The sequence below is a fragment of the uncultured Arcticibacterium sp. genome, from assembly GCF_964021845.1.
In the GTDB taxonomy this organism is placed as follows: Bacteria; Bacteroidota; Bacteroidia; order Cytophagales; family Spirosomataceae; genus Arcticibacterium.
Genome location: NZ_CAXHZC010000001.1, coordinates 458345 through 479815, shown reverse-complemented (window position 1 = coordinate 479815; position 21471 = coordinate 458345). Strand labels below are relative to the sequence as shown.

Annotated in this window: 18 protein-coding genes; 8 read left to right on the top strand and 10 right to left on the bottom strand. The window is 37.9% G+C overall.

Going from position 1 to position 21471, the window contains the following annotated elements:
• Nucleotides 1-141: 141 nt before the first annotated feature.
• From AADJ06_RS01955 to AADJ06_RS01940, 4 genes are all read right to left on the bottom strand, one after another.
• Nucleotides 142-1770, bottom strand: coding sequence for a 2-oxo acid dehydrogenase subunit E2 (locus tag AADJ06_RS01955; protein WP_341224710.1), 1629 nt, complete (start codon nt 1768-1770; stop codon nt 142-144).
• Nucleotides 1771-1859: 89 nt separating this feature from the next.
• Nucleotides 1860-3647 carry a translation elongation factor 4 gene (lepA, locus tag AADJ06_RS01950; RefSeq protein ID WP_341224709.1) on the bottom strand — a complete coding sequence of 596 codons (1788 nt, stop codon included), beginning with the start codon at nt 3645-3647 and terminating at the stop codon, nt 1860-1862.
• A gap of 142 nt (nt 3648-3789) precedes the next feature.
• Nucleotides 3790-5262, bottom strand: coding sequence for a capsule assembly Wzi family protein (locus AADJ06_RS01945; RefSeq protein ID WP_341224708.1), 1473 nt, complete (start codon nt 5260-5262; stop codon nt 3790-3792).
• Between the two features lie 47 nt (nt 5263-5309).
• Complete coding sequence (locus tag AADJ06_RS01940) at nt 5310-6557, bottom strand: DUF819 family protein (protein WP_341224707.1); 1248 nt, start codon at nt 6555-6557, stop codon at nt 5310-5312.
• Between the two features lie 161 nt (nt 6558-6718).
• Here AADJ06_RS01940 and AADJ06_RS01935 point away from each other — a divergent pair, with 161 nt between their 5' ends.
• A complete protein-coding gene (locus AADJ06_RS01935; RefSeq protein WP_341224706.1) occupies nt 6719-7981 on the top strand; it encodes a dienelactone hydrolase family protein in 1263 nt (420 codons plus the stop codon).
• Between the two features lie 185 nt (nt 7982-8166).
• Nucleotides 8167-8565: a hypothetical protein gene (locus AADJ06_RS01930; protein ID WP_341224705.1), complete on the top strand. Its 399-nt coding sequence runs from the start codon at nt 8167-8169 to the stop codon at nt 8563-8565.
• Nucleotides 8566-8819: 254 nt separating this feature from the next.
• Here the strand turns inward: AADJ06_RS01930 and AADJ06_RS01925 are convergent, their stop codons facing one another.
• The 3 genes from AADJ06_RS01925 to AADJ06_RS01915 all read right to left on the bottom strand — a co-directional run bounded on the left by AADJ06_RS01925 (nt 8820) and on the right by AADJ06_RS01915 (nt 9953).
• Nucleotides 8820-9233: a hypothetical protein gene (locus AADJ06_RS01925; protein ID WP_341224704.1), complete on the bottom strand. Its 414-nt coding sequence runs from the start codon at nt 9231-9233 to the stop codon at nt 8820-8822.
• 94 nt (nt 9234-9327) lie between these two features.
• The gene (locus tag AADJ06_RS01920) at nt 9328-9555 is read right to left on the bottom strand and encodes a hypothetical protein (protein ID WP_341224703.1); all 228 of its coding nucleotides are present in this window, start codon (nt 9553-9555) and stop codon (nt 9328-9330) included.
• Complete coding sequence (locus AADJ06_RS01915) at nt 9552-9953, bottom strand: hypothetical protein (RefSeq protein ID WP_341224702.1); 402 nt, start codon at nt 9951-9953, stop codon at nt 9552-9554. The genes AADJ06_RS01920 and AADJ06_RS01915 overlap by 4 nt, the downstream gene beginning before the upstream one ends.
• Nucleotides 9954-10676: 723 nt before the next feature.
• On the opposite strand from AADJ06_RS01915, the gene AADJ06_RS01910 reads away from it, so the two are divergent.
• The 4 genes from AADJ06_RS01910 to AADJ06_RS01895 all read left to right on the top strand — a co-directional run bounded on the left by AADJ06_RS01910 (nt 10677) and on the right by AADJ06_RS01895 (nt 14197).
• Complete coding sequence (locus AADJ06_RS01910) at nt 10677-11975, top strand: C10 family peptidase (protein ID WP_341224701.1); 1299 nt, start codon at nt 10677-10679, stop codon at nt 11973-11975.
• Between the two features lie 14 nt (nt 11976-11989).
• Nucleotides 11990-12424 (top strand): hypothetical protein, encoded by a 435-nt coding sequence (locus AADJ06_RS01905; protein WP_341224700.1) that lies wholly within the window; start codon nt 11990-11992, stop codon nt 12422-12424.
• An 8-nt stretch (nt 12425-12432) separates the two neighbouring features.
• Nucleotides 12433-12933 carry a hypothetical protein gene (locus AADJ06_RS01900; protein WP_341224699.1) on the top strand — a complete coding sequence of 167 codons (501 nt, stop codon included), beginning with the start codon at nt 12433-12435 and terminating at the stop codon, nt 12931-12933.
• 250 nt (nt 12934-13183) lie between these two features.
• Nucleotides 13184-14197, top strand: coding sequence for a glycoside hydrolase family 43 protein (locus AADJ06_RS01895; RefSeq protein ID WP_341224698.1), 1014 nt, complete (start codon nt 13184-13186; stop codon nt 14195-14197).
• 32 nt (nt 14198-14229) lie between these two features.
• Here the strand turns inward: AADJ06_RS01895 and AADJ06_RS01890 are convergent, their stop codons facing one another.
• Nucleotides 14230-14724: a MepB family protein gene (locus AADJ06_RS01890; RefSeq protein ID WP_341224697.1), complete on the bottom strand. Its 495-nt coding sequence runs from the start codon at nt 14722-14724 to the stop codon at nt 14230-14232.
• Between the two features lie 100 nt (nt 14725-14824).
• Between AADJ06_RS01890 and mscL the strand changes: the two genes are divergently transcribed.
• Together mscL and AADJ06_RS01880 are read left to right on the top strand one after the other, a co-directional pair.
• Nucleotides 14825-15271 (top strand): large conductance mechanosensitive channel protein MscL, encoded by a 447-nt coding sequence (gene mscL, locus AADJ06_RS01885; RefSeq protein ID WP_341224696.1) that lies wholly within the window; start codon nt 14825-14827, stop codon nt 15269-15271.
• A gap of 38 nt (nt 15272-15309) precedes the next feature.
• Nucleotides 15310-16617 (top strand): DUF2254 domain-containing protein, encoded by a 1308-nt coding sequence (locus tag AADJ06_RS01880; RefSeq protein WP_341224695.1) that lies wholly within the window; start codon nt 15310-15312, stop codon nt 16615-16617.
• Between the two features lie 240 nt (nt 16618-16857).
• On the opposite strand, the gene AADJ06_RS01875 is transcribed toward AADJ06_RS01880, so the two are convergent.
• A complete protein-coding gene (locus AADJ06_RS01875) occupies nt 16858-17610 on the bottom strand; it encodes a class I SAM-dependent methyltransferase (RefSeq protein ID WP_341224694.1) in 753 nt (250 codons plus the stop codon).
• A 477-nt stretch (nt 17611-18087) separates the two neighbouring features.
• The gene (gatB/aspS, locus tag AADJ06_RS01870; RefSeq protein WP_341224693.1) at nt 18088-21399 is read right to left on the bottom strand and encodes a bifunctional amidotransferase subunit GatB/aspartate--tRNA ligase AspS; all 3312 of its coding nucleotides are present in this window, start codon (nt 21397-21399) and stop codon (nt 18088-18090) included.
• Nucleotides 21400-21471 lie beyond the last annotated feature (72 nt).

Here is a 21471-nt window from a genome sequence, read left to right as displayed (position 1 = left end):
CGAAAGCAAAATTGATTGGAAGTCCGTCAGATGTAAAGCCATGTTTAGATTTTAGTTCAAGGACGAATCTACACCATCACCCACAAAAAAACCTCTCCCATTTCTGGAAAAGGTTTTTTGTATAATCTTAAGTGCTAATCCTTAAACCAACATCTTGGTAGGATTCTCAAGCAATTCTTTCACAGTTACTAAAAAAGCCGCTCCACCTGCTCCATCCACCACACGGTGGTCGCAAGTAAGGGTTACTTTCATGATGTTAGTGGCATAAAACTCACCGTTTTTCACAGTTACTGTTTCTTTGATACCACCTACTGCTAAAATACAGCTTTCGTTGTTTCTGTTATTGATGATAGACGTAAAGCTATCAACACCAAACATACCCAAGTTACTTACCGTGAAAGTGTTACCTTCCCAGTCGGCTGGTTGTAGTTGTTTGTTTTTTGCTTTTGCACCTAGCTCCTTAGTAGCTGCCGCAAGAGCAGATAAAGGTAAAGCGTTAGCAAAACGTACCACAGGCATCAAAAGACCATCAGGTACTGCCACAGCCATAGCTACGTGTACATGGTTGTTCTGTTTGATATGGTCACCTCTCCAAGAAGAGTTTACGTTAGGGTGCTGAGTAAGTGCCAGTGCACATGCTTTAATTACTAAATCGTTAAAAGATATTTTCACAGGAGAGTACTCGTTCATCTCTTTACGAGCTTCCATGATTTTATCCATACAGATTTCCATCGTTACATAGAATTCTGGAGAAGGAATCTCACCAGAGAATCCTCTAGCGATAGCCTTACGCATTGGAGATAATGGAAGTTCTTCAGAACTTTCTACGCCAAACGCTGCACTACTTCCGGCCGCTGCAGGAGCAGGAGCCGCTGGTGCTACATAGTTATCAATATCTACTTTGATGATTCTTCCGCCTTCGCCAGAACCACTCACTGTTCCTATATCTATTCCTTTCTCTTCTGCTAATCTCTTAGCTAACGGAGAAGCTAATATTCTACCCGTTGAAGTTGTTTTAGGTGCTGCCGCTTTAGCAGGAGCTGCTGCCTTTGGTGCCTCTGCTTTCGCTGCTGGAGCTGCCGCTGCTTTTGGTGCTTCTGCCTTAGGAGCTGGTGCTGCGTTAGCCGCTTCTTCTGCTTTTAGTAAGGTTTCATAATCTGCACCTTTTTCACCTATAACCGCAATTACAGAATTTACAGGAACAGCTTCACCTTCTTTTACACCTATATAAAGTAAAATACCTTCGTCATAAGCCTCTAGTTCCATAGTGGCTTTATCAGTTTCTATTTCAGCTAGCATATCACCAGACTTAACGGTGTCTCCCACTTTCATTAACCAAGTGTGAATCACACCTTCGGTCATGGTATCACTAAGAAGTGGCATTTTAACCAATTCCGCATTAATACCAGAAGTGTCAATAGCCTCGGCTGCAGGAGCGGCAGGAGCTGCTTCTTCTGCTGCTGGTGTTTCGGCTGGAGCTTCAGTAGCTGCACCACCTGCTTCTGCATCTAACAGTGCCTGAAAGTCTTCACCTGGCTCTCCTATTACTGCCATTATAGCATTAATAGGCACCGCGTCTCCTTTCTCAACACCAATGTGCAAAATGGTACCATCTTCATAAGACTCCATATCCATGGTAGCCTTATCTGTTTCTACTTCTGCTAAAATATCCCCTGAGCTTACTTTATCGCCAACCTTGACATTCCAAGCCGCGATTACCCCTTCTTCCATGGTATCGCTCATTTTGGGCATTCTTATTACCTCCGCCATATTTCTATTGTAGTTTCTTTAAATTCTTCAACAATGCTTCAAAATTAAGACATCAGCCAATAAACTGGCAATTTGCCTCATAAAAAAGCCTAATTTATTTTCAACACCGCCATAAACGCTTCTTGTGGAACCTCCACAGAGCCTATCTGACGCATTCTTTTCTTACCTTTCTTCTGTTTCTCCAGAAGCTTACGCTTACGCGAAATATCACCACCATAACATTTTGCCGTTACATCTTTTCGCATAGCCCTAACAGACTCTCTTGCAATAATTTTGGCACCAATAGCCGCCTGAATAGCAATTTCAAACTGCTGACGTGGTAATAATTCTTTCAATTTCTCACAAAGTTTCTTACCCCAGTCATAGGCCTTATCTCTGTGAACAATGGCCGAAAGAGCATCTACAGGCTCACCATTTAATAGGATATCCAGTTTTACCAAATGAGATTCCTTATAACCAGATAAACTGTAATCTAAAGAAGCATAACCTCTAGAAATTGATTTCAATTTATCAAAGAAATCAAAAACAACCTCTGCTAGTGGCATTTCAAATGTCAGCTCTACCCTATTTGAAGTCAAATAAACCTGGTTTTTTATTATACCACGCTTATCCATACAAAGGCTAATAATAGGCCCTACATAATCAGAAGCCGTAATTATCTGTGCATTAATAAACGGCTCTTCTAAACTCTTTATAAGGTTCGTATCTGGCATTTCTGAAGGTGCCGACACCGTAACTCTTTCTCCCTTATTATTAGTAACATGAAACTTAACCGAAGGCACCGTAGTAATAACCGTCATGTCAAACTCACGCTCTAAACGCTCTTGAACTATCTCCATGTGTAGCATTCCCAAGAAACCACATCTAAAACCAAAACCAAGTGCGGCAGATGTTTCTGGTTCCCAAACTAAAGAAGCATCGTTCAGTTGTAGCTTATCCATACAATCGCGAAGCTCTTCAAAATCTGTAGTATCTACAGGATAAATACCGGCAAATACCATTGGTTTCACCTCTTCAAAACCTTGAATGGCCTCTTTGGAAGGTTTACTAACCAAAGTAATGGTGTCACCTACTTTAACCTCTTTGGCCACTTTAATACCTGAAATAAGATAACCTACGTCGCCGCATTTTATTTCATCTCTCGGTTGTTGTTTTAACCTTAAACTACCTATTTCTTGAGCCTCATATTCTTTCCCAGAAGCCATAAAACGCACTCTGTCTCCTTTTTTGATGGAGCCATTTTTAACACGGAAAATAACCTCTATACCTCTGTAAGAGTTAAAAACAGAGTCAAATATTAAACCTTGAAGGGGTGCATCTGGGTCACCCACTGGATGCGGCACACGACTAACAATAGCCTCTAAGATATCTGTGATACCTATACCTTCCTTGGCAGAAGATAAAACAATTTTATCTCTATCTATACCAATCAGGTCTACCACTTGGTCTTTGACCTCTTCAATCATTGCCCCTGGCAAATCAATCTTATTAATTACTGGGATAATCTCCAAGTCATGCTCTAAAGCCAAGAAAAGGTTAGAAATGGTTTGAGCCTCTATTCCCTGTGCTGCATCTACTATCAGTAGAGCACCCTCACAGGCCGCAATAGACCTAGAAACCTCGTAACTAAAATCTACATGACCAGGTGTGTCAATAAGGTTTAGTACATATTTTTCTCCATTAAGCTCATAATCCATTTGAATGGCATGACTCTTAATAGTAATGCCACGCTCTCTTTCCAGGTCCATGTCGTCTAATACCTGAGCCTGCATTTGTCTATTGGTAACCGTACCCGTAAACTCTAAAAGCCTATCGGCCAAAGTGCTTTTCCCATGGTCAATATGGGCTATAATACAGAAGTTTCTTATTTGCTTCACTAAGAAAAATTATGAGGTTAAATCAAACTGCAAAAGTACCACAAATTGCCCTGAAAATATGAGCTATGCCGAAAATCTTTACACAATTCTATTTGAAATGAATACAAGACGATTGCCTTTTGATATCAGCAAGCCTATATAACTACCAAAATCTTTGATAAGCAAAGTTTATCCCGTAATTATCTTTGATAAGTTCACCATGGTCAATACCGATATCGACTTTGATAAATGAGTTTTTTGCCTTCATAGGCACCTTAAACTCAAAACTAGTATTTAGTTGATTTAAAGGTTCTACGGGAAACCATATTGACCCAAAATTTTGGCTATAAGAGCCTTTGGCCACTATCCCTATAGAGTTAAGCTGCATTTGCGTAGCTAAATAAAACACCTTTAATCTGTTAGAGTTACTGAAAGTAAAAATCCCTTTAGAGCTCTCCAGCTTCAATTCATCATCAGGCACAAAAAACGGCGAACCAATAGTTTCTTTTTCATAAGACCAGCCATCTAAATACTGCTGATGGTTAAAATAGAAGCCATTATTTCCATAATCCTTATAAGGTTTATTAAGTAAACGAGCTATCAAAGCATTGTAACTTCCTTGGTTCATTGAAAATAGGTACTCAAAAACTACCTTCTTAAAAACGGCCTTTTCCTTATAGTTATGGAAACTGAAGCCATACAGGCCATCATCTAAATTTGATAGACTACCAAGCGTTCGTCCTGTTTCTATAATGTTGTTTTTATAAAGCATGATTTTTCCGTTTTTTACAGAAAAATCCATTCCCAGGTCTATTTGACTTACATGATTTCCAAATCTGTTTTCGGTTTCAAAACCTCCGTAACCCAGAGTAGTATCTACCACAGCTTCATAAGGAACCACCACCTGCCCATAGGTAAACCAATCGGCAGGGAACTTACCATCTGTTAGTTTTTCAAAGCTTTCTGCATCATATTTTGGTGTACCACCCCAAGATACGCTGTGAAGTAAACCTCCATAAAAATGCATTTTTGCGTTTGGAGTCCCTATTCTTCCATAGAGTGATTTTTGATGCAAAAAATAACCTTTTACATACGTTTGTTCACCAAACCAACCATGTGAGTAATGCCCTTTAAAGGAGAGCCAGTTGGCAAAGAGTCTTTTATATTCTGGAATAGAAAGGCGAACTTCTGGCAAAGGCAATGAATTACCAGACCAAGTGACAGAGCCACTGCTCAAGGTAGTATCTACCAAACCATGTATGCTTTTTATACGCCCTCCTGAAAGCCTTAAAGCTCCAAAATTTAAACCTACAAAAGCCTCTGGCAGGATTATCAATGGCTTTTCGCCCACAATAGTTACAAGGTCAATACAATAGTCCGCTGAGAAAAAACGCTTAGTGGTATCTTTTTTTGACATCAATACCTGACGAAAATAAAGAGAATTTCCGTTTTGTGGCACGGAACCAAATTTGTTGCTTTTTTGCCAAAATGGAATTTTATTGTTGGAACTGAAGTATCCGCCGAGCTCAAAACCATAGTTAAACTTATTCACAAACTTAGCACTATCTACCTGAGCATGAGCCGAGAAGGCACACGCAATCATTAAATAGAGAAGTAGTTTAGCGGTTAGCCGCATTAAGTAAGCAATCAGTTAGTACTTAAAAATAAGCAAAAACTAAGCCACTATTGACCTGAAGCTAAGCGAATTAATTGTGTGGTGAGATATCCAGCATAAGTACCTAAGGCATAGCCCAAAACAGACAAAATAACACCCACAGAAATTAAGGAAGGATGAAAAGCCGCTGCCACCACAGATGCAGACGCCGCTCCACCCACATTTGCCTGCGAACCCACAGCCACAAAGAAGTAAGGTACCTTCAATAATTTACCGGCAATAACAATAAAAGCAGCGTGAATAATTATCCATATAAAGCCAACCAAAAACAGCATCGGGTTGTCTGCAATGGCTACCAAACTCATTTGCATACCAATGGAAGCAATAAGAATGTATAAGAATACCGTGGCAAGCTTAGTAGCACCCACATGCTCAATCTCTCTGATTTTAGTTTGTGAAAGAGCAATACCAATTAGCGTAACAATAACCACCACCCAGAAAAAACTAGAGGTAAGACTAAACTTGGCCAAACTAGGGTAGTTTTCACTGATAAATGGCGTAATTAAATCGGCACAGAAATAGGCTATAGCAGTCCCTCCAAAGCCTACGGCTAATATTTTTATATAATCTTCATAGGCCGGAATCTTAGTTTTCTTTAAAGATTCTGCTTCCAGTTTATCCTTGATTTCATCAATCAAATCGGAATTTGAACCAAAGAATTTATTCATCTTGGCTTTATTGGCTACGCCCAAAAGCAATACGGCCAACCACGTTTCTGCCACCAAAATATCAACTGCCACAGACTGAGAAAATAAAACTCCGCTAGGCTGAAATACTTCTTTAAGAGCTGTTTGGTTTGCTCCGCCTCCTATCCAGCTTCCTGCCACAGTTGATAAACCTCTCCATGTTTCAGAATTAACCCCGGAAAATGTCTCAGGACTTATGGCTTTCACTATCAAAACAGCTATGGGTCCACCTATCACCACACCTGCCGTTCCTGCCAAAAACACTAAGACGGCTTTAATACCTAGTTTTTTAAGCATTTGAATATCTAAGCTCAGCGTAAAAAGTAATAAACATGGTGGCAATAGATACCTACTAACCACGGGATAAACTTGTGATTCCTCCCCTGAAATAATTCCCAAAGAATTTAAAGCCCCTGGCAAAAAGTAACATAAAAGTATGGGTGGAAAGAACTTAAAGAAAGATTGCCATGGCTTGCCACCGTTTTTGTTTCGGTCAAAAACAAAATAAAGTAGGCAAATCAAGAGGCCTAAAACTATGGCGTCGTTGGTGATGAGGGTTTCTTTGAACATATTCAAAACTAAGGAAATTTAAAGGAGAATTTCCATGAGACAAAACAGAAACCTTTGAAACTTTTTTTACACACCGTAAAATAATGGAAAAAGCTATTATTCAACTCTGCTTTTTCGCAACTTTGAGAGAAACGAACTTTCATCAATACCCTAATTTAATAATGAAGAAAACTTACCTGAGTTTAGTTTTACTATTCAGCTCATTTTGCCTTACCGCTCAAAACGAATTTATTTATGGTGATGCTCTGCCTGATGCCCCCGAACTAGCACAAAGAGGCCCTCATAAAGTGGGTGTAAAAACCTTGGAATTTATACACAAAAATCAAGTAGACATTTTAAACTCCAAAGATGGCATAGACGCCTTTTATGACAGAGACTTGAAAGTGGAAATGTGGTATCCTGCCGAAATAGCAGACGAAAACCCAGTAATATTTTACGACGAGGTTATGGGAACGGCCAATGACGAGAAACGCCCTTTGATTCCTTTCCAGTTTAAAGGAAGAGCTAGTAGAGATGCCAAATTGAAAAGCTCTGAAAGCAAATATCCGTTAATTGTGGTGTCGCATGGTTATGTGGGCTCACGCTTCTTAATGACTTATTTGACGGAAAACTTAGCTTCTAAAGGTTATATAGTAGCTGCCATAGACCATAAGGAATCTACTTTTAGAGATGCTAATGCTTTTCACAGCACTTTACTAAACAGAGCACAAGACATACATTTTGTGGTAAACGAAATGACAAAACTTCCTTTTACGAGCAAAGTAATGGACACGGAAAACATTGGTATCATAGGCTACTCTATGGGAGGTTATGGCTCTTTAAATGTAGCCGGTGCAGGTTACTCGCAGGGCTTAGCCAAGTTTTTTGGTAGTATGACAGGTGGCAGTAAGGCCATTGATGTTTTAACTACTGGAAACGAAAAATACGAAGCAGCTTTTGACAGCAGAATTAAAGCGATAGTGGCTTTTGCCCCATGGGGAATGGCCAGAGGTATTTGGGATGCCGAAGGACTGAAAGGTTTAAAGATACCAACCTTCTTTGTGGCAGGAAGCCAAGACGATGTATCTGGATACGAAAAAGGCACCAAAGCCATTTATGAAGGTGCTACTAATGTGGAACGTTACATGCTTACGTACGATAATGCCAGACATAATGTAGCCCCAAACCCACCACCTGCAGAGGCCTTGGCAGCAGGATTACCATTTGACGAGTACTACAGATATGCAGAACCATCATGGGACGAAAGACGCATTAACAATATCAATCAGCATTTTGTAACAGCGTTTTTAGATGCCAAGCTAAAGCAAAAAGATAATGCCAAATACCTAGACCTAAAACCAAACTCAAACGACGCGACTTGGGAAGGCTTTAAAGCAAGGTCTTCTACTGGGTTGCAGCTTTTGCATGCTGAGGCTGGGGAGTGATAGAAGTTTCGAATCCGTGTCCTTTTCAAGAGACACGGCTTCGAAAAAAACAATATTCGATTGATTAAAGAATTCTCCATTTGTCGTTTAAAAAGACCGACCAACATTCATGCGAGGTCTAAAAGACCATCGCACAGCCTTTCAGCCTGCCTGTCGGCAGACAGGAAGACTTTGCACAGTTGAAAATGAAAAAAAAGTACCGAAAATATATTCCTCATTTGCTGTTCTTTATGGTATTAGTTTTTCTGGCTAATATTTTAACTAGGAATGGGGAAATATGTCTTAAAGAAAATGGACAAGTTGGATATGGCCGTTTTTCGGCTTCTAAACTTTTTAAGGGTTCTACAAGCTTCAAATTTGAATATGAGGTGGATGGCCATTTTTATTCTGGAACGAACTACTCGGTGTATCAAGTTTTTAAAAATCAAGAAATGCTAAAAGGTAAATTATTGCCAGTCATTTATGACCCTGAAAACCCAGAGAACGCGAAAATGTTGATTTCAAAATTTGACTTTGAAAAATTTGACAGAGTCCGCCCTGATTCATTAAAATGGTTATGCTCCTCGGCAGGAATTTGTGAGTAATTAGCTTTTCACTCAGCAGAGTCCAATAAATTGAGACTCTGCAAGGGGGAGAGAGAAATCCGCTATTCGAGGCACGCTCTCCGAAGTTTGCAACTTCGGTGTGGTGAATAAAGGCCTCCGGCCTGAATATTTACCATTCATTTATTTCATCCCAAAAAAAAATATCGCCAAAGCGGACTTTGTTGAGGGAAAAAGAGCATAGCTTAGCAGCCTGCCTATCGGCAGACAGGAAGACTTTGTATGAAAAAAGTAAATTATACATCTGCTTCAATTTCATTCAGACATTTAATATCCAGTTTTTCTAAAATAAATTTAGCCAAACTATCATTCCGGTATGTGAAAAGATTATCCCGAAATAATAGCCCATTATACTTATTAAACATTAAGATCTTATTCATATGCCCTATATCACTCGAATTCTCTTTCCTGAAAAAAACATCAACTATCCATAAATTTCTGTTAACATTAAACAGAAATATTTTTTCATATTCCTGACATAATTCGTTAAATCTAATAATCTCATCCTCGGTTAAATTAATTTTAGACTTCCCACAATTATATTTATACGCATTATTAATAAAAACTATTTCTTCCGGTGGCGGCTCATTCGAGTCATAATTATCCGAACATGAAGTCAATAAAATCAGTACAATTAATGCTTTTTTCATGATAAAATCTTATATCCTAAGTCTTCCTGTCTGTCGAACAGGCAGGCAGAACCTCGTAATATTGCCAATAGGTCTCTGACCGATAGGATAAGTTCTACCCATTTCCCAATGAGTTTATTTTCTCTAAACTACCCCCTTCTACACGCCTTAACCTAATCTTCTGAATCATATAAATCACCATTAATCCAAACAAAAGAAGAGGATATATTACACAAAAAAGCAGCATGTTGATTTCGTAATAAGATAGGCCAAGTATGTTGGCTAGGTTTATCACAAAATCTACACAGTACGCAAAAAAGTTTACCGCTAAATCTTTCATCATGCCTTATGCTTTTTTATCGCCCTAATTTTAAACTGCATGCTTATCGATTTAATCAGCAAGAAATATATCATCCCAGGTATTAGTAAAACCAAGAAAAAGAGATTTCCTAGTACATAATTTCCAGTGGCTTGAAGCTGCTCAATCATCCCAAAATATACCGGGTCAATCTTATCAAAATGACTCTTCACCAGTTTTACATGATGCGTCTTACAAAATCCGGTATCTGAATAGCAAGCCCAGCTACACTTTTCTTTAATCCTACTTGTCGGATTTATGGTTTGCACTTCGTGAAATTTGTGCTCGCTTCCTTTGGTGTTTAATCTCACGTATTCATTGAGCATTATCATACCCAGAAAGGGTAAGATGAGAATTGCTAAATAGAGTATTTTTCTTTTCATGTAACTGTCAAAAAAAGCTGCAAAGTGGATATATACCAAACCACTCTTTTCTTATCAGGCGGCTTACCATGTTTTAAATACAAGTCTACAAAATAAAGTATAAACTCGTATCATACTTTTTGGACAAGAAATGCAAGCTTAAAATACACTGCACCTTGTTCTCTTATTAAATAGCCGCCCTTCGTTTGTCTATGATCCATTTATGTAATTAACAAATAGTTCGTAATTGCTTTTTTTCTAGCCCTTAATTTATCATCGTCTTGAATGCAAATTTTAACAAAAAACACTATCTTTTTGGTGAAAATTCTCCATTGGTCGGTCAAAAGACCGACTAACACAAGTACAAGGTCAAAAAGACCTTGCACAGCGGTTTCTATAAATTAGATTTTTAAACCTAAACAAGTGTATCGCTTATTCAGGACTAGACAGAGTTCCATTTGGTAGCTAGAAAGATCTACCAGAGCTTGCAGAGTCCAATGAATTGAGACTTTATAAATGTTACCGTTAAATAAGTTTTCTGTTTAATAACTACTATCGAGCAAAGATCCGTTAACACCTTGAATATATATATATATATATCGGAAATACGATTATATAAAATTCGCTTGAAAATCATAAAAAACTTATAACATGAAAGTTAACTTAATTTTCTGTACGTTTGAAAAGCAAAATCTCTTGATTTTTAAACTAATTTCTAATAACACAATTTAAACTTTAATCCATATGAAAAATAGACTACACTTTTTATCAAAAGCGTTGAAAATTCTTATTCCATTTTTTGCTTTGTTTATTTCTTGTCAGAATGAAGCACCAGATTCAAAACCCTCACCGGATGAAATTAAAATTAAAGACGGATACTTGATTACAATAGATGAGGCCATTGAGTTTGTTACAAGTTATAATAATGACCACTCAAGTTTTCGGCTTAGTGAAAATAAAATGAACACCAAATCAGTTAGTGAAACTAAGACAATTAAAGATCCTTCCAACTCAGACATCGAGATGTTCCATATAATTAATTTCAAGGAGGGTGGGTTTAAAATTGTTTCTGCCGATGCCAGAACTATTCCTATATTGGCAGAATCTGAAGACAACTATATACCGCTAGAAAATATTAGTAATATAAATGGACTAAGCTACTGGATAGAACAATCTATAAATCAAATTCGAGAGATTAAAAACAGTCAAACTACAATTGACCCAAGAATATCGAAAGAGTGGTCAAAGTATCTAAAAAATCTACCAAACGACAAAAATTTAAGAGACACTAATTGTCTTGAATGGTATCAATGGGGACAGTATTTGTGCCAAAGCACTTTTACAACAATTGGCCCCTTAACCGGTCTTACATATGGACAATCGGGAGTGACAAGTTCGTTTCTCGGTTCTGGTAACTGCACATGTTCAAAAGACGCAGCTGGCTGCGGTCCTGTCGCAATGTCTCAAGTTCTAACTCATATAGGTAGAACCCATGGTAATTTTGGAATTTACAATTTTGGATTACAACCAAACACATCAAATTATCAGTGTAACGCTAATACTAGTGGAGAAATTTCTCTGGCTAATTTAACATTCAATGCTGGAAATGCTATTCAATCTATGTACAACTTTTTTGGAGCCTGTAACACTATGTCAATCCCAACCAACGGTTTACTAAATCAGGCAATGGGTCAAATGGGTCTTTCCAATGGCGGCACTCATTCTACTTTCAATCCATCTACCCTCTACAATGAAATCTATCAAAATTATCCAGTAATTTTTTATGGTTATGATCAAAATAGCAATATTGGATGGGCTAATAATTGGCACATATGGATGTGTGAAGGATATAAAAAACATATTTATTCTGAATTTGATTGTGAAACCTTGGGTTGTTCCGTTTGGGAATATCATCAAGCTTATATGAATTGGGGATGGGATGGCTCTTCTAACGGTTGGTATGCAATAGGAAACTTTTCCCCTTCTGGATCTTCATATAACTATACGGGTAATTTGAGAATGGCCTACGGGTTTAGAAAATAACCTATTTGCAACGCATGAAGACTTACAATAGAACCATATTCTTGCCTTTTATCCTCCTATTTTTTATATTAGGAGGATATTCTTGCAGCTGTTTACCTGTTTCGAAAAGATTACTTGGGAAATATACTTTAACTCAAACTACAACCCAATCAAACAATATTCCCAATACGGACGACGATGATTATATAGAATTTTCATTAAAATGGAATGGAACTGTAAACGTTACCATTGAAAGTATATATGAAAACGGAGTGTTAGTAGAACGCAATGAATGGGTCCTTACAGAAGATTTCTGTAGAAAAGATAAACTAATTGTCACTTATGACAACGCAGATAGAAGAACTTTTTCTAATGTAGACGGCAATTCGTTTCTCCTAACTGATTTCTATACAAACGACCAAGAAAAAGCTGATGCCGCAGTTTTTGAGTATGTCCTTATTGAAAATTAAAGGATACTATGAAGGCTTTTAGACTTTTTCTGATTTTGGGATTTACTTTAATAGTTGGAGATGTTCTTTGCCAATCCTACGTTGGGTTTGGAGCTTTAGCTTATGACACAAAAAGCGATGCTGGTTTTCAGTACTACAACATTAACGTTTTCACCGAAGTCATTCCTTTTAAAAGTAAACCCCGACATTGCCTTGGCTTTATGTATAATTTCAAACAACATAATTATTTTGGCTCAATTAGATATGACAAATCTTATTCCGTCTTCACTAATTATGATTTGATATCGAAAGAGAAGTTTATACTTTACTTGGGTATTGGTCTAAACATTAGCACCTCGACATATCAAGAAACCAATACCGAAGCAGTCAATTATGTAAAATATATGAGAAAGCAGATAGGCATTAAACAAAGACTATACAAAAAACTCTGTCTGAACTTCGAAATTAGCAACTACAACAAAAACAAATTATTTATGCCAACGATAGGCTTAGGATATCGTCTCAAATGAAAAGTTTTTTTATCCTTCTCGCTTCTCCGGGGGCCTCTAGGGACTCCGAAGCTTTCCAAATAACCTGCTACGCTGGGTCTTTTCGACCCTGTATGTGTATTAAGCAGTGCTACTTTAAATCCAAAGTTCTCTTTCAGAGACTCGGAGACATAAAACTACTAACAAATCCACCCTACGTCTACTCCCTCTCATACATTTCAAATCAAAACTTCTGAAATCTTAAAATTGCTTCTATATTTCGTTCATGAATATGAAAAATCTTGTTTACCTGCTTTTAGTGGCAGTTTTATTTGGCTGTAAGAGCGAAGAGAAAACAACTGAACGTTCTGGAAATCCTATTGCCGAAGGCTGGTACGCCGACCCTGAGGGCGTTATTTTTGGTGATGAATATTGGATATACCCTACTTTCTCTGCCAAATACGAAGACCAACTATTCCTTGATGCTTTCTCTTCTAAAGATTTAGTAAACTGGACTAAACACGAAAAAATCATTGATACCACCATTATCAAATGGGCCAGACAAGCCATTTGGGCTCCGTCTATCATAGAAAAAGACAAGAAGTACTACCTATTCTTTTCTGCCAACGATGTCCAAAGACCTAGTAGAGGTGCTGGCTATGACCCAAATAACGACATCAACCATTTCGGTGGAATTGGCATAGCCGTGGCAGACTCACCAAAAGGCCCTTTTAAGGATTATATCGGTGAACCGCTAATCTCTGATTTTTATAACGATGCTCAGCCTATAGACCAGTTTGTTTATAAAGATGATGATGGTACACATTATCTTTTTTATGGTGGCTGGGGACATTGTAATGTTGGAAAACTAAACGCCGACTTCACAGGATTTACCCCTTGGGAAGACGGTTCGCTTTTTAAAGAAATTACACCAGAAGGTTACGTAGAAGGACCTTTCATGTTTAAAAGAAACGGAAAATATTACTTTATGTGGTCTGAAGGTGGCTGGGGAAATGACACCTACCACGTTTCTTATGCCATGGCAGATAAAGCGACCGGACCTTATAATAAAATCGGAACTATTTTGGAGTCTGACACCACCATAGCCACAGGTGCGGGGCATCACTCTGTCATGCATCCTGAAGATTCCGACAAATACTACATGGTTTATCACCGAAGGCCAATCCCAAATGAAGGCCGTGACCACCGCGTGATATGCATTGATGAAATGTATTTCAATGAAGACGGCACCATTAAGCCTGTTAAAATAACGAACGAGGGTGTTGAGGCTAATTTGTTGCCTTGATAAAACAGCACCTGTGCTTGTCTAATACAAACTTAACGCTTTTTATACAGGCCAACCACTCTATCAAAACCAATAGCATTATTAAGCTCATAAAAATATTCCAACTGCCAGTTTTGGGTACTTTCGGCTTGTTTGTTATTGGTGGTATCCCAGATAGGATATACTCTAAATGCTCTTTTTCCCTCCTTCTTATCTGTGGACATTATTCCTTTTTTAATCAAGATTGATTTCGGGAAAACGAACTGACCTAGCAGGTTTTCTTTAGACACATTGACCACATAAAAGTCAATTTCATCTGACTCATGAAATGGCTCTATGGTTCCATTTTGATTTCTCCGCCAAAACGTCACAAATTGTCCAAGCTTCTTTGGAGTAATCTTGGCGTTTCGGCAAAGTACATATTTACCATTCAGCCTAAATCTACAAGCATCATACTCCTTACTTTCTGACTCTGTTTCTAAGTCAGATATGGCTAATCCACACTTATCATACACCGATGCCTTTAATTGGCTCAAATTATCATCCACTCTTTTTTGCTATACGTTTATTTGCTAAGCTAGTTGGTTTTAATTTCAGTTCTAATCCAGACAGGCCTATATTTCGAATCTAATAAAAAACTAAACAACAATGGCTTTTAAATTTCTTACAGAATTCAAAGAGTTTGCTGTAAAAGGCAACATGATTGACATAGCGATAGGTGTAATCATAGGTGCGGCATTTAATAAGGTAATAGACAGCATAGTGAAGGAGATTCTTATGCCACCGCTGAGCCTCATGACCAATGGCGGAAAATTTGAAAACAATAAGATAATTCTTCGTGAAGCTCTTATGAAAGGTGAGACCATTTTACAAGAAGAGGTGGCTATCGGCTACGGAAAACTACTAGAAGCCACCATTGATTTTGCTATTATAACATTCACGGTTTTCCTGATGGTAAAAGTCATACATTCTTTAAAGAAAAAAGCAGAAGACCCAAAAGATGGTACGGTGGCTACGCCAAAAGACATAGAATTGCTTTCTAAAATCAGCGACTTAATGGAGAAGCAAGTAGACTTGCTTGAAAACAAGAAATAACCAAAGCTCAAAACACAATCAAACCAAAACAACAAAGCGTGAAAAAACTATTATTCTTTTGGCATAATCTCAAGTCTACGTTTTGGTTTATTCCTGTTGCCATTATCGTTATTGCTATACTTGCAGCCTTTGAGCTACTCTATCTAGATAATAACCTTGATTACACGCCAAAAGGTGTTTTGCAGTACATTTTTCCTGGTAGTGCAGGGGCTGCTAGAAGCGTATTGTCTGCCATTTCTGGTGCTATGATTACCGTGGCAGGTACTGTTTTCTCCATAACTTTGGTGGCATTAACTCTGGCTTCCTCGCAGTTTGGTCCGCGGCTACTTCGCAACTTTATGCATGAGCGGCTTAACCAAGTAGTACTTGGCACTTATGTTTCTACCTATGTTTATTGCCTAATTATTCTTAATGCGGTTAGAGATAACGATAGCATCTCTTTCATTCCTACCTTATCGGTTTTTGTGGCATTTTTAGTAACCATTGCAAATATCATTTTGCTCATAATTTTCATTCATCATATTGCCATGAAAATTCAGGCAGATGCTGTGATAGCCGACATATCCGAACTCTTGTCAAATAATTTAAACACCCTTTTTCCTGAGGAAATTGTACTAGGTGAGCCCACTCGCAAAGAGCCAGATATGCTGGAAGTTTTAAAAAACTACGAATATCAAATGCCTTTACTAGCTCTCAAAAACGGGTATTTACAGTTTATAGATGCAGAAGATTTAATTCATAAAATGAAGGATAAGAATCAACTGCTTATTCTGGACTCTAAACCGGGTAGTTACTTGGTCAAAGGTTTTACTGTGGGTATGCTGTACGCATCAAAGCCAATTCAGCCAGATGAGCTTAGTTCGCTTCAAAAGATGTTGGTTTTAGGTAAACAGCGGTCGCCCGACCAAGACGCTGAGTTTTCCATATTACAAATGGTAGAAATAGCCGCCAGAGCCTTATCACCTGGAGTAAATGACCCATTTACGGCCATAGCCTGTATTGACAATTTAACGGCTACCATGTGCCGATTAACACAAATACAGTTTCCTTCAAAATATAGATTTGACGACGACGAGCAAGTACGGGTTATTGCAAAAAATCTAGATTTCAGAGGGCTAATGGATGCCTCATTTAATCAAATCAGACAATATGCAGCAGGCAACCCTTCGGTGCTCATTAAACTAATGGAAGGTTTTAAAACGATAAAGAGTTTTGCCACAACAGACGAACATCATGCAGCCATAAAATCACATGCCGACATGGTGAAAAGACTCGGCGAAGAAAGCATCAAGGAGATAAACGATCTAAACGACTTAAAAGAGCGGTATCAGACTTTTGAAGATTGATTGGTTTTGATTACTAAACCTTTGAACACCTGTGGTCGTGGTGCTTGTACTTTTTAACATAGTTTGGCCGCTTTACCAAGCTTCTAGCTTAGCAGAGGTGTTAATCAGCTTTTGGCAGATATGCCTTAATTACTACCTACAGGAAATATTAGATCTTCACAAGCCAGAGGCTTGCAAATACTTCATATAAGCTAAAATTATCCGCATTGAGAGGAAGTTTCGAAGAATAAAACCTTCTATTTATTCTTTTCGTGTTACAAAGACTTCGATAAGTTCACCTGATATTCCTTTCCCCATATCTTCAATTACGCGAATTGTAGTTTCATCGCCATTAGTAGAATTTCTTATAATGTCTATTATATCAGAGCCCCAATGATAAGTTACTGCTGAACCTTTTTTATCAACTGGATTTCCATGATATTCTTCTTTAATCAGGAACTCAACTTCTCCATTTGCATTTACTACAGCATTTTTTTGCGTTTTATTGAAATGATTTATTAGGGGTAATGTAAAAATATGGAAACCTCCTTTTTTTAAAACCCTTGATATTTCATTAAATGCCTTTTCTGGATTATATAAGTGTTCAAAAACATCTTGTGTAATTATTAAATCAAACGAATTATCATTAAAAGTCAGTTCTTCTAAATTTTCATTTCTAAAACCGTTAATTACTTCTCCTGATGGCTCATTAGGATAATATTGACTCGAGGAATAAGCTGTTGCCTGTTTTTTAATTTTCGGTGAGATACCTCGGTCTATCGGACTAGATTCATGTATTTTAAGACTTTTCCAGTTTGGAATATATTCATTGATTACCTGCATAATTGCACGCTCACGCGGCAGGCTTTTACATTTAGAGCAAGTAAGATTGTCTCGAAGGTAATTATGAATTGAAACAAATGAAGTTGCTTCTTCACATATGGAGCAATAGCCATTAATTTTATTGTAGTAAAATGCAGGACCTATTTTTTCTATTATTTTCTTTATAAACATTAACCTCTGTTTTTAGGATAATTGATATTTCTTGGGATTGAAGAAGGGCTTAAAAAAAATAGACTTGTAAGTATGACGTGCCATAGTAAATCTCCTTTATTGCTCTCTGTCAATAACTTTATTCTGATGAGTTAATCCGTTTGGCTAAACTTTTTCCAAAGCGGGATAAATCCAGTTTAGTTAAAGTAATAATCAGCCTCTGGCCGATATCAGTTAATTTCTGTCTACTTAAATACTACTCTTATACAAGCCGGAGGCTCGCAAACACTTCGCTCTGCTAAGTTTTGAAGAACTATCAAAAATTTAGGATTACCCTAAAACAGAACACGCAGCCCCAAACCTGGAGCTGCATGTCGCAATTACACTTCATCAACAAACTAAAAACCAAATAATATTTTTAGTGGTACAAATCTATAAAAGTTTAGACGAAAAACTAAATGATTGCAAAACAAGATTATTAAATGGTAAACTAGTACGTTAAATTGACTTAACATTTTGCTCATTAACCTTCTTTTCTGACAGAGCAGAAGGGCTATTAAACAGTAAATCTTCTCCAGAACCCGTTTTAGGAAAGGCCATAACCTCTCTAATCGAGTTTCTTTTTTCTAAAATCATCATTAACCTATCTATTCCCCACGCTATTCCACCGTGTGGCGGTGCTCCATAATGAAAAGCGGTGTACATCTGTCCTACACTTTTCATCATATCTTCTTTATCATAACCCATGTTTTTATAGGTAGCTTCCAGTATTTCGGCTTTATGTGCCCTTACAGAACCTCCGCCTATTTCGTAGCCATTCAGTACCATGTCATACTGCTGAGCTATAATATCACCTACATTTTCACCGCTCATGTGTTTGTCCACATCTTCTATTTTCGGCATAGAGAATGGGTTATGGGTAAACGTCCACCTTCCTTCGTCTGTTTTTTCAAAGAATGGGAAATCAATCACCCAAGCTGGATGCAATTCTTTAGGCTTAACCAGTTTCAAAATAGCTCCTAAATCTTGTCTGACAGCATCAAGTGCGGTATTTGCCGTTTTATAATCAGCAGCAGAAAAGAAAACAATATCCCCTACTTGGGCATCTGTAGCTTTAATAATATTGGCAGCCACTTCTTCTCCTAAAAACTTAATAATAGGCGACTGTAAATCATTCTCATTAACAATAATATAAGCCAACCCACCAAGCCCATGACTTTGAGCGGTAGCGGTCAGTTTCTCTATTTGTCCTTTAGAAAGTCTGGTTTTCTGTAATTCTGCACCTACTTTGATACACTTCACTATTCCACCGTCTTCTATTGGCTTAGCGAAAACTTGAAACTCAGTTTCTTTGACTATATCCGTAATATCCTGCATTTCTAGGCCAAACCTAAGGTCTGGTCTGTCGCAGCCATATTTATCCATCGACTCTTTGTAAGTCAAAACTTTGAAAGGATGCAACTTCCATTTTTTGCCGTACACTTTATTGACCACCTCATTAAATAGTTTGGTGTTAATGTCAATCACGTCTTGCATGCTCACATAAGCCATCTCAATATCCAACTGCGTAAACTCAGGCTGTCTGTCGCCACGCGAATCTTCATCTCTAAAGCATCTGGCTATTTGGAAATATTTCTCAAAACCACCCACCATCAGCATTTGCTTAAATTGCTGTGGAGCCTGCGGAAGTGTATAAAACTTACCAGCAAACTTCCGGCTAGGCACTATAAATTCTCTTGCACCTTCGTCAGTACCTGCGGTCAATATTGGAGTTTCTACCTCAATGAATTCCTCAGTATCCAGCACATCGCGTATCAACTTTATAACCTTATGACGATTAATAATGGCCTGACGAGCTTCGGCACTTCTATGGTCTAAATATTTATATTTGAAACGAACGTTTTCACTAGTTTTGGCGGCACGCTTAATTTCAAAAGGCAAAGTACTAGCGGCATTAATAACTTCTAATTCAGAAGCATTAAGCTCTAAAGTACCCGTTCTAATTCCTGCGTTAAAATCGTCTTCTTGTCTTTTGATAACAGAACCTGTCACCATGATAACAGATTCTGGCTTTAGCTTCGCAAACAAATCTATCTCAGCAATATTTGCTCTATCGAGCCTGATTTGCATAACCTCATAGGAGTTATCTCTAAGGTCAATGAACACCAACTCTCCGTGGTCTCTCACACTAGCTACCCAGCCAGAAAGCGTAACTTCTTGGTCAAGCACCTGCTCGGAAACCTGCGATATTTGATGCGTTCTGTATCTATCTTTTACTACTATATCTGTAAATCTTACATCTTCATCAAGGTCCGTTGCTTTTTGACGGTTAGCCGTGCTCTTAGCTTCCTTGGCTGAAGTTTCACTTGCAATTTTTTCAGCATTCAGCTGTGTCAGAATCATTTCACGAACAACTTTCCCGTTCGCTCCTTTTCCAACCACTTGTAAAACTTTTCCTACCAGAATCCCTGCCTTACCTTGATTTCCACCTTTAATTTCGTCGGCAGTAGCTTGATTTTCGGTAATTACCTTTGCAATGGTTTCTACTAAAGCATCGTCTGAAATGCTGTTCTCTTTGAAATACGTTTGATAATCAAAACTTGGGTTTTGAATCAATTCTTTGATAGCGTTTTGAAGCAAAATCTGTGTAATACTTCCAGATTGCAATGCACCAAAAATATTAACCAAGTCACCAGCATTTTCAATGGCCGAATACTCTTCCGTTTTCAGGTTATTCAGAAGCGTTTTGGCTACAAAAGCTGTATCATCAAGCTCTTTATTAATAGCCGTAAACATATCTGACCTTAGCGAATCAGAAGTAAAGAATTTCGCATCCTGAGGTCTAACACCACCATTTATCAATGTGCTCTCTATGGCAAAAGGAAGAAGTCTTTCATCAACTTGCGTTTCTGCTACTTCGGTTTCAATGTTCACAAAAGGAATATCTGGCTCTAAAGCGTAACGGTAATCTGCAGCAAATTCCTTTTTACGCATCACCTTGGTTTGCTTCAAATCTGCATCCCAAAGTACCGTTGTTTGGTCGGGCCTTGGTTCTTTATGCTCTTTATAATAAGCCAGTTGTTTTGTAACTTCCTCATTAAGAGCTTCTACCATAAACTTAAAGGAGTTTAGGTTTTTTATCTCTGTTCTTGGGTTTAGCACATCGGTGCCTTTCTTTCTTAAAGAAACCGAAACGTCAGATTTAAACTCTCCTTTTTCCAGGTTAGCTTCAGAAATGCCTAGGTTTTGCACTATACGCTGTACATATTGAGCATAAGTCGCAGCGTCTTTTAAGGTTTTTATGCAAGGTTTGGTAACTACCTCTATAAGCGGCACACCGCCTTTGTTAAAGTCCACCAAAGTTTGCTTACGCTCATGCACCATTTTGGCAGCATCTTCTTCTAAGTGCACCTGCTCTAGCTGTACAGAAAAAGTAGTTCCGTTATCTCTATAACAGTTTATTTCTCCATCAGGAATGATAGGTTTTTGAAACTGAGTCAGCTGGAAGTTCTTAGGATTATCAGGATATTCGTAATGCTTTCTATCCCAGCAAATCACACCATTTGAAAAAGTAGAATTCACTGCTTTCCCAAAAATGATAGCTTTTCTTATGGCCTCACTATTTATAGCTGGCAAAACACCCATTTGCCCCGTACAAACAGAGCAAATATTGGTATTAGGCTCTTCTGCCTCCGTATTAGGGCAGGCACAAAAAAGCTTAGTCTTTGTATTAAGTCTGATATGAGTTTCTAAGCCAATAACTACCTCAAGGCCCTCTTGCTCTAATTGTTTTTCTAAATCTTGTACCATTATCTATGTTTTGGTAACATCAATGTTCTAATGCTTCAATGAATTAATGCATCAATGCTCAAATAATTCATC

Coding starts and splice junctions, on each gene's coding strand:
- mscL (WP_341224696.1), top strand. CDS start 14,825: ATGGCTTTTAAATTTCTTACAGAATTCAAAGAGTTTGCTGTAAAAGGC.
- AADJ06_RS01925 (WP_341224704.1), bottom strand. CDS start 9,233: ATGAAAAAAGCATTAATTGTACTGATTTTATTGACTTCATGTTCGGAT.
- AADJ06_RS01910 (WP_341224701.1), top strand. CDS start 10,677: ATGAAAAATAGACTACACTTTTTATCAAAAGCGTTGAAAATTCTTATT.
- AADJ06_RS01900 (WP_341224699.1), top strand. CDS start 12,433: ATGAAGGCTTTTAGACTTTTTCTGATTTTGGGATTTACTTTAATAGTT.
- AADJ06_RS01895 (WP_341224698.1), top strand. CDS start 13,184: ATGAAAAATCTTGTTTACCTGCTTTTAGTGGCAGTTTTATTTGGCTGT.
- AADJ06_RS01920 (WP_341224703.1), bottom strand. CDS start 9,555: ATGATGAAAGATTTAGCGGTAAACTTTTTTGCGTACTGTGTAGATTTT.
- AADJ06_RS01955 (WP_341224710.1), bottom strand. CDS start 1,770: ATGGCGGAGGTAATAAGAATGCCCAAAATGAGCGATACCATGGAAGAA.
- AADJ06_RS01935 (WP_341224706.1), top strand. CDS start 6,719: ATGAAGAAAACTTACCTGAGTTTAGTTTTACTATTCAGCTCATTTTGC.
- AADJ06_RS01945 (WP_341224708.1), bottom strand. CDS start 5,262: ATGCGGCTAACCGCTAAACTACTTCTCTATTTAATGATTGCGTGTGCC.
- gatB/aspS (WP_341224693.1), bottom strand. CDS start 21,399: ATGGTACAAGATTTAGAAAAACAATTAGAGCAAGAGGGCCTTGAGGTA.
- AADJ06_RS01905 (WP_341224700.1), top strand. CDS start 11,990: ATGAAGACTTACAATAGAACCATATTCTTGCCTTTTATCCTCCTATTT.
- AADJ06_RS01930 (WP_341224705.1), top strand. CDS start 8,167: ATGAAAAAAAAGTACCGAAAATATATTCCTCATTTGCTGTTCTTTATG.
- AADJ06_RS01940 (WP_341224707.1), bottom strand. CDS start 6,557: ATGTTCAAAGAAACCCTCATCACCAACGACGCCATAGTTTTAGGCCTC.
- AADJ06_RS01875 (WP_341224694.1), bottom strand. CDS start 17,610: ATGTTTATAAAGAAAATAATAGAAAAAATAGGTCCTGCATTTTACTAC.
- AADJ06_RS01915 (WP_341224702.1), bottom strand. CDS start 9,953: ATGAAAAGAAAAATACTCTATTTAGCAATTCTCATCTTACCCTTTCTG.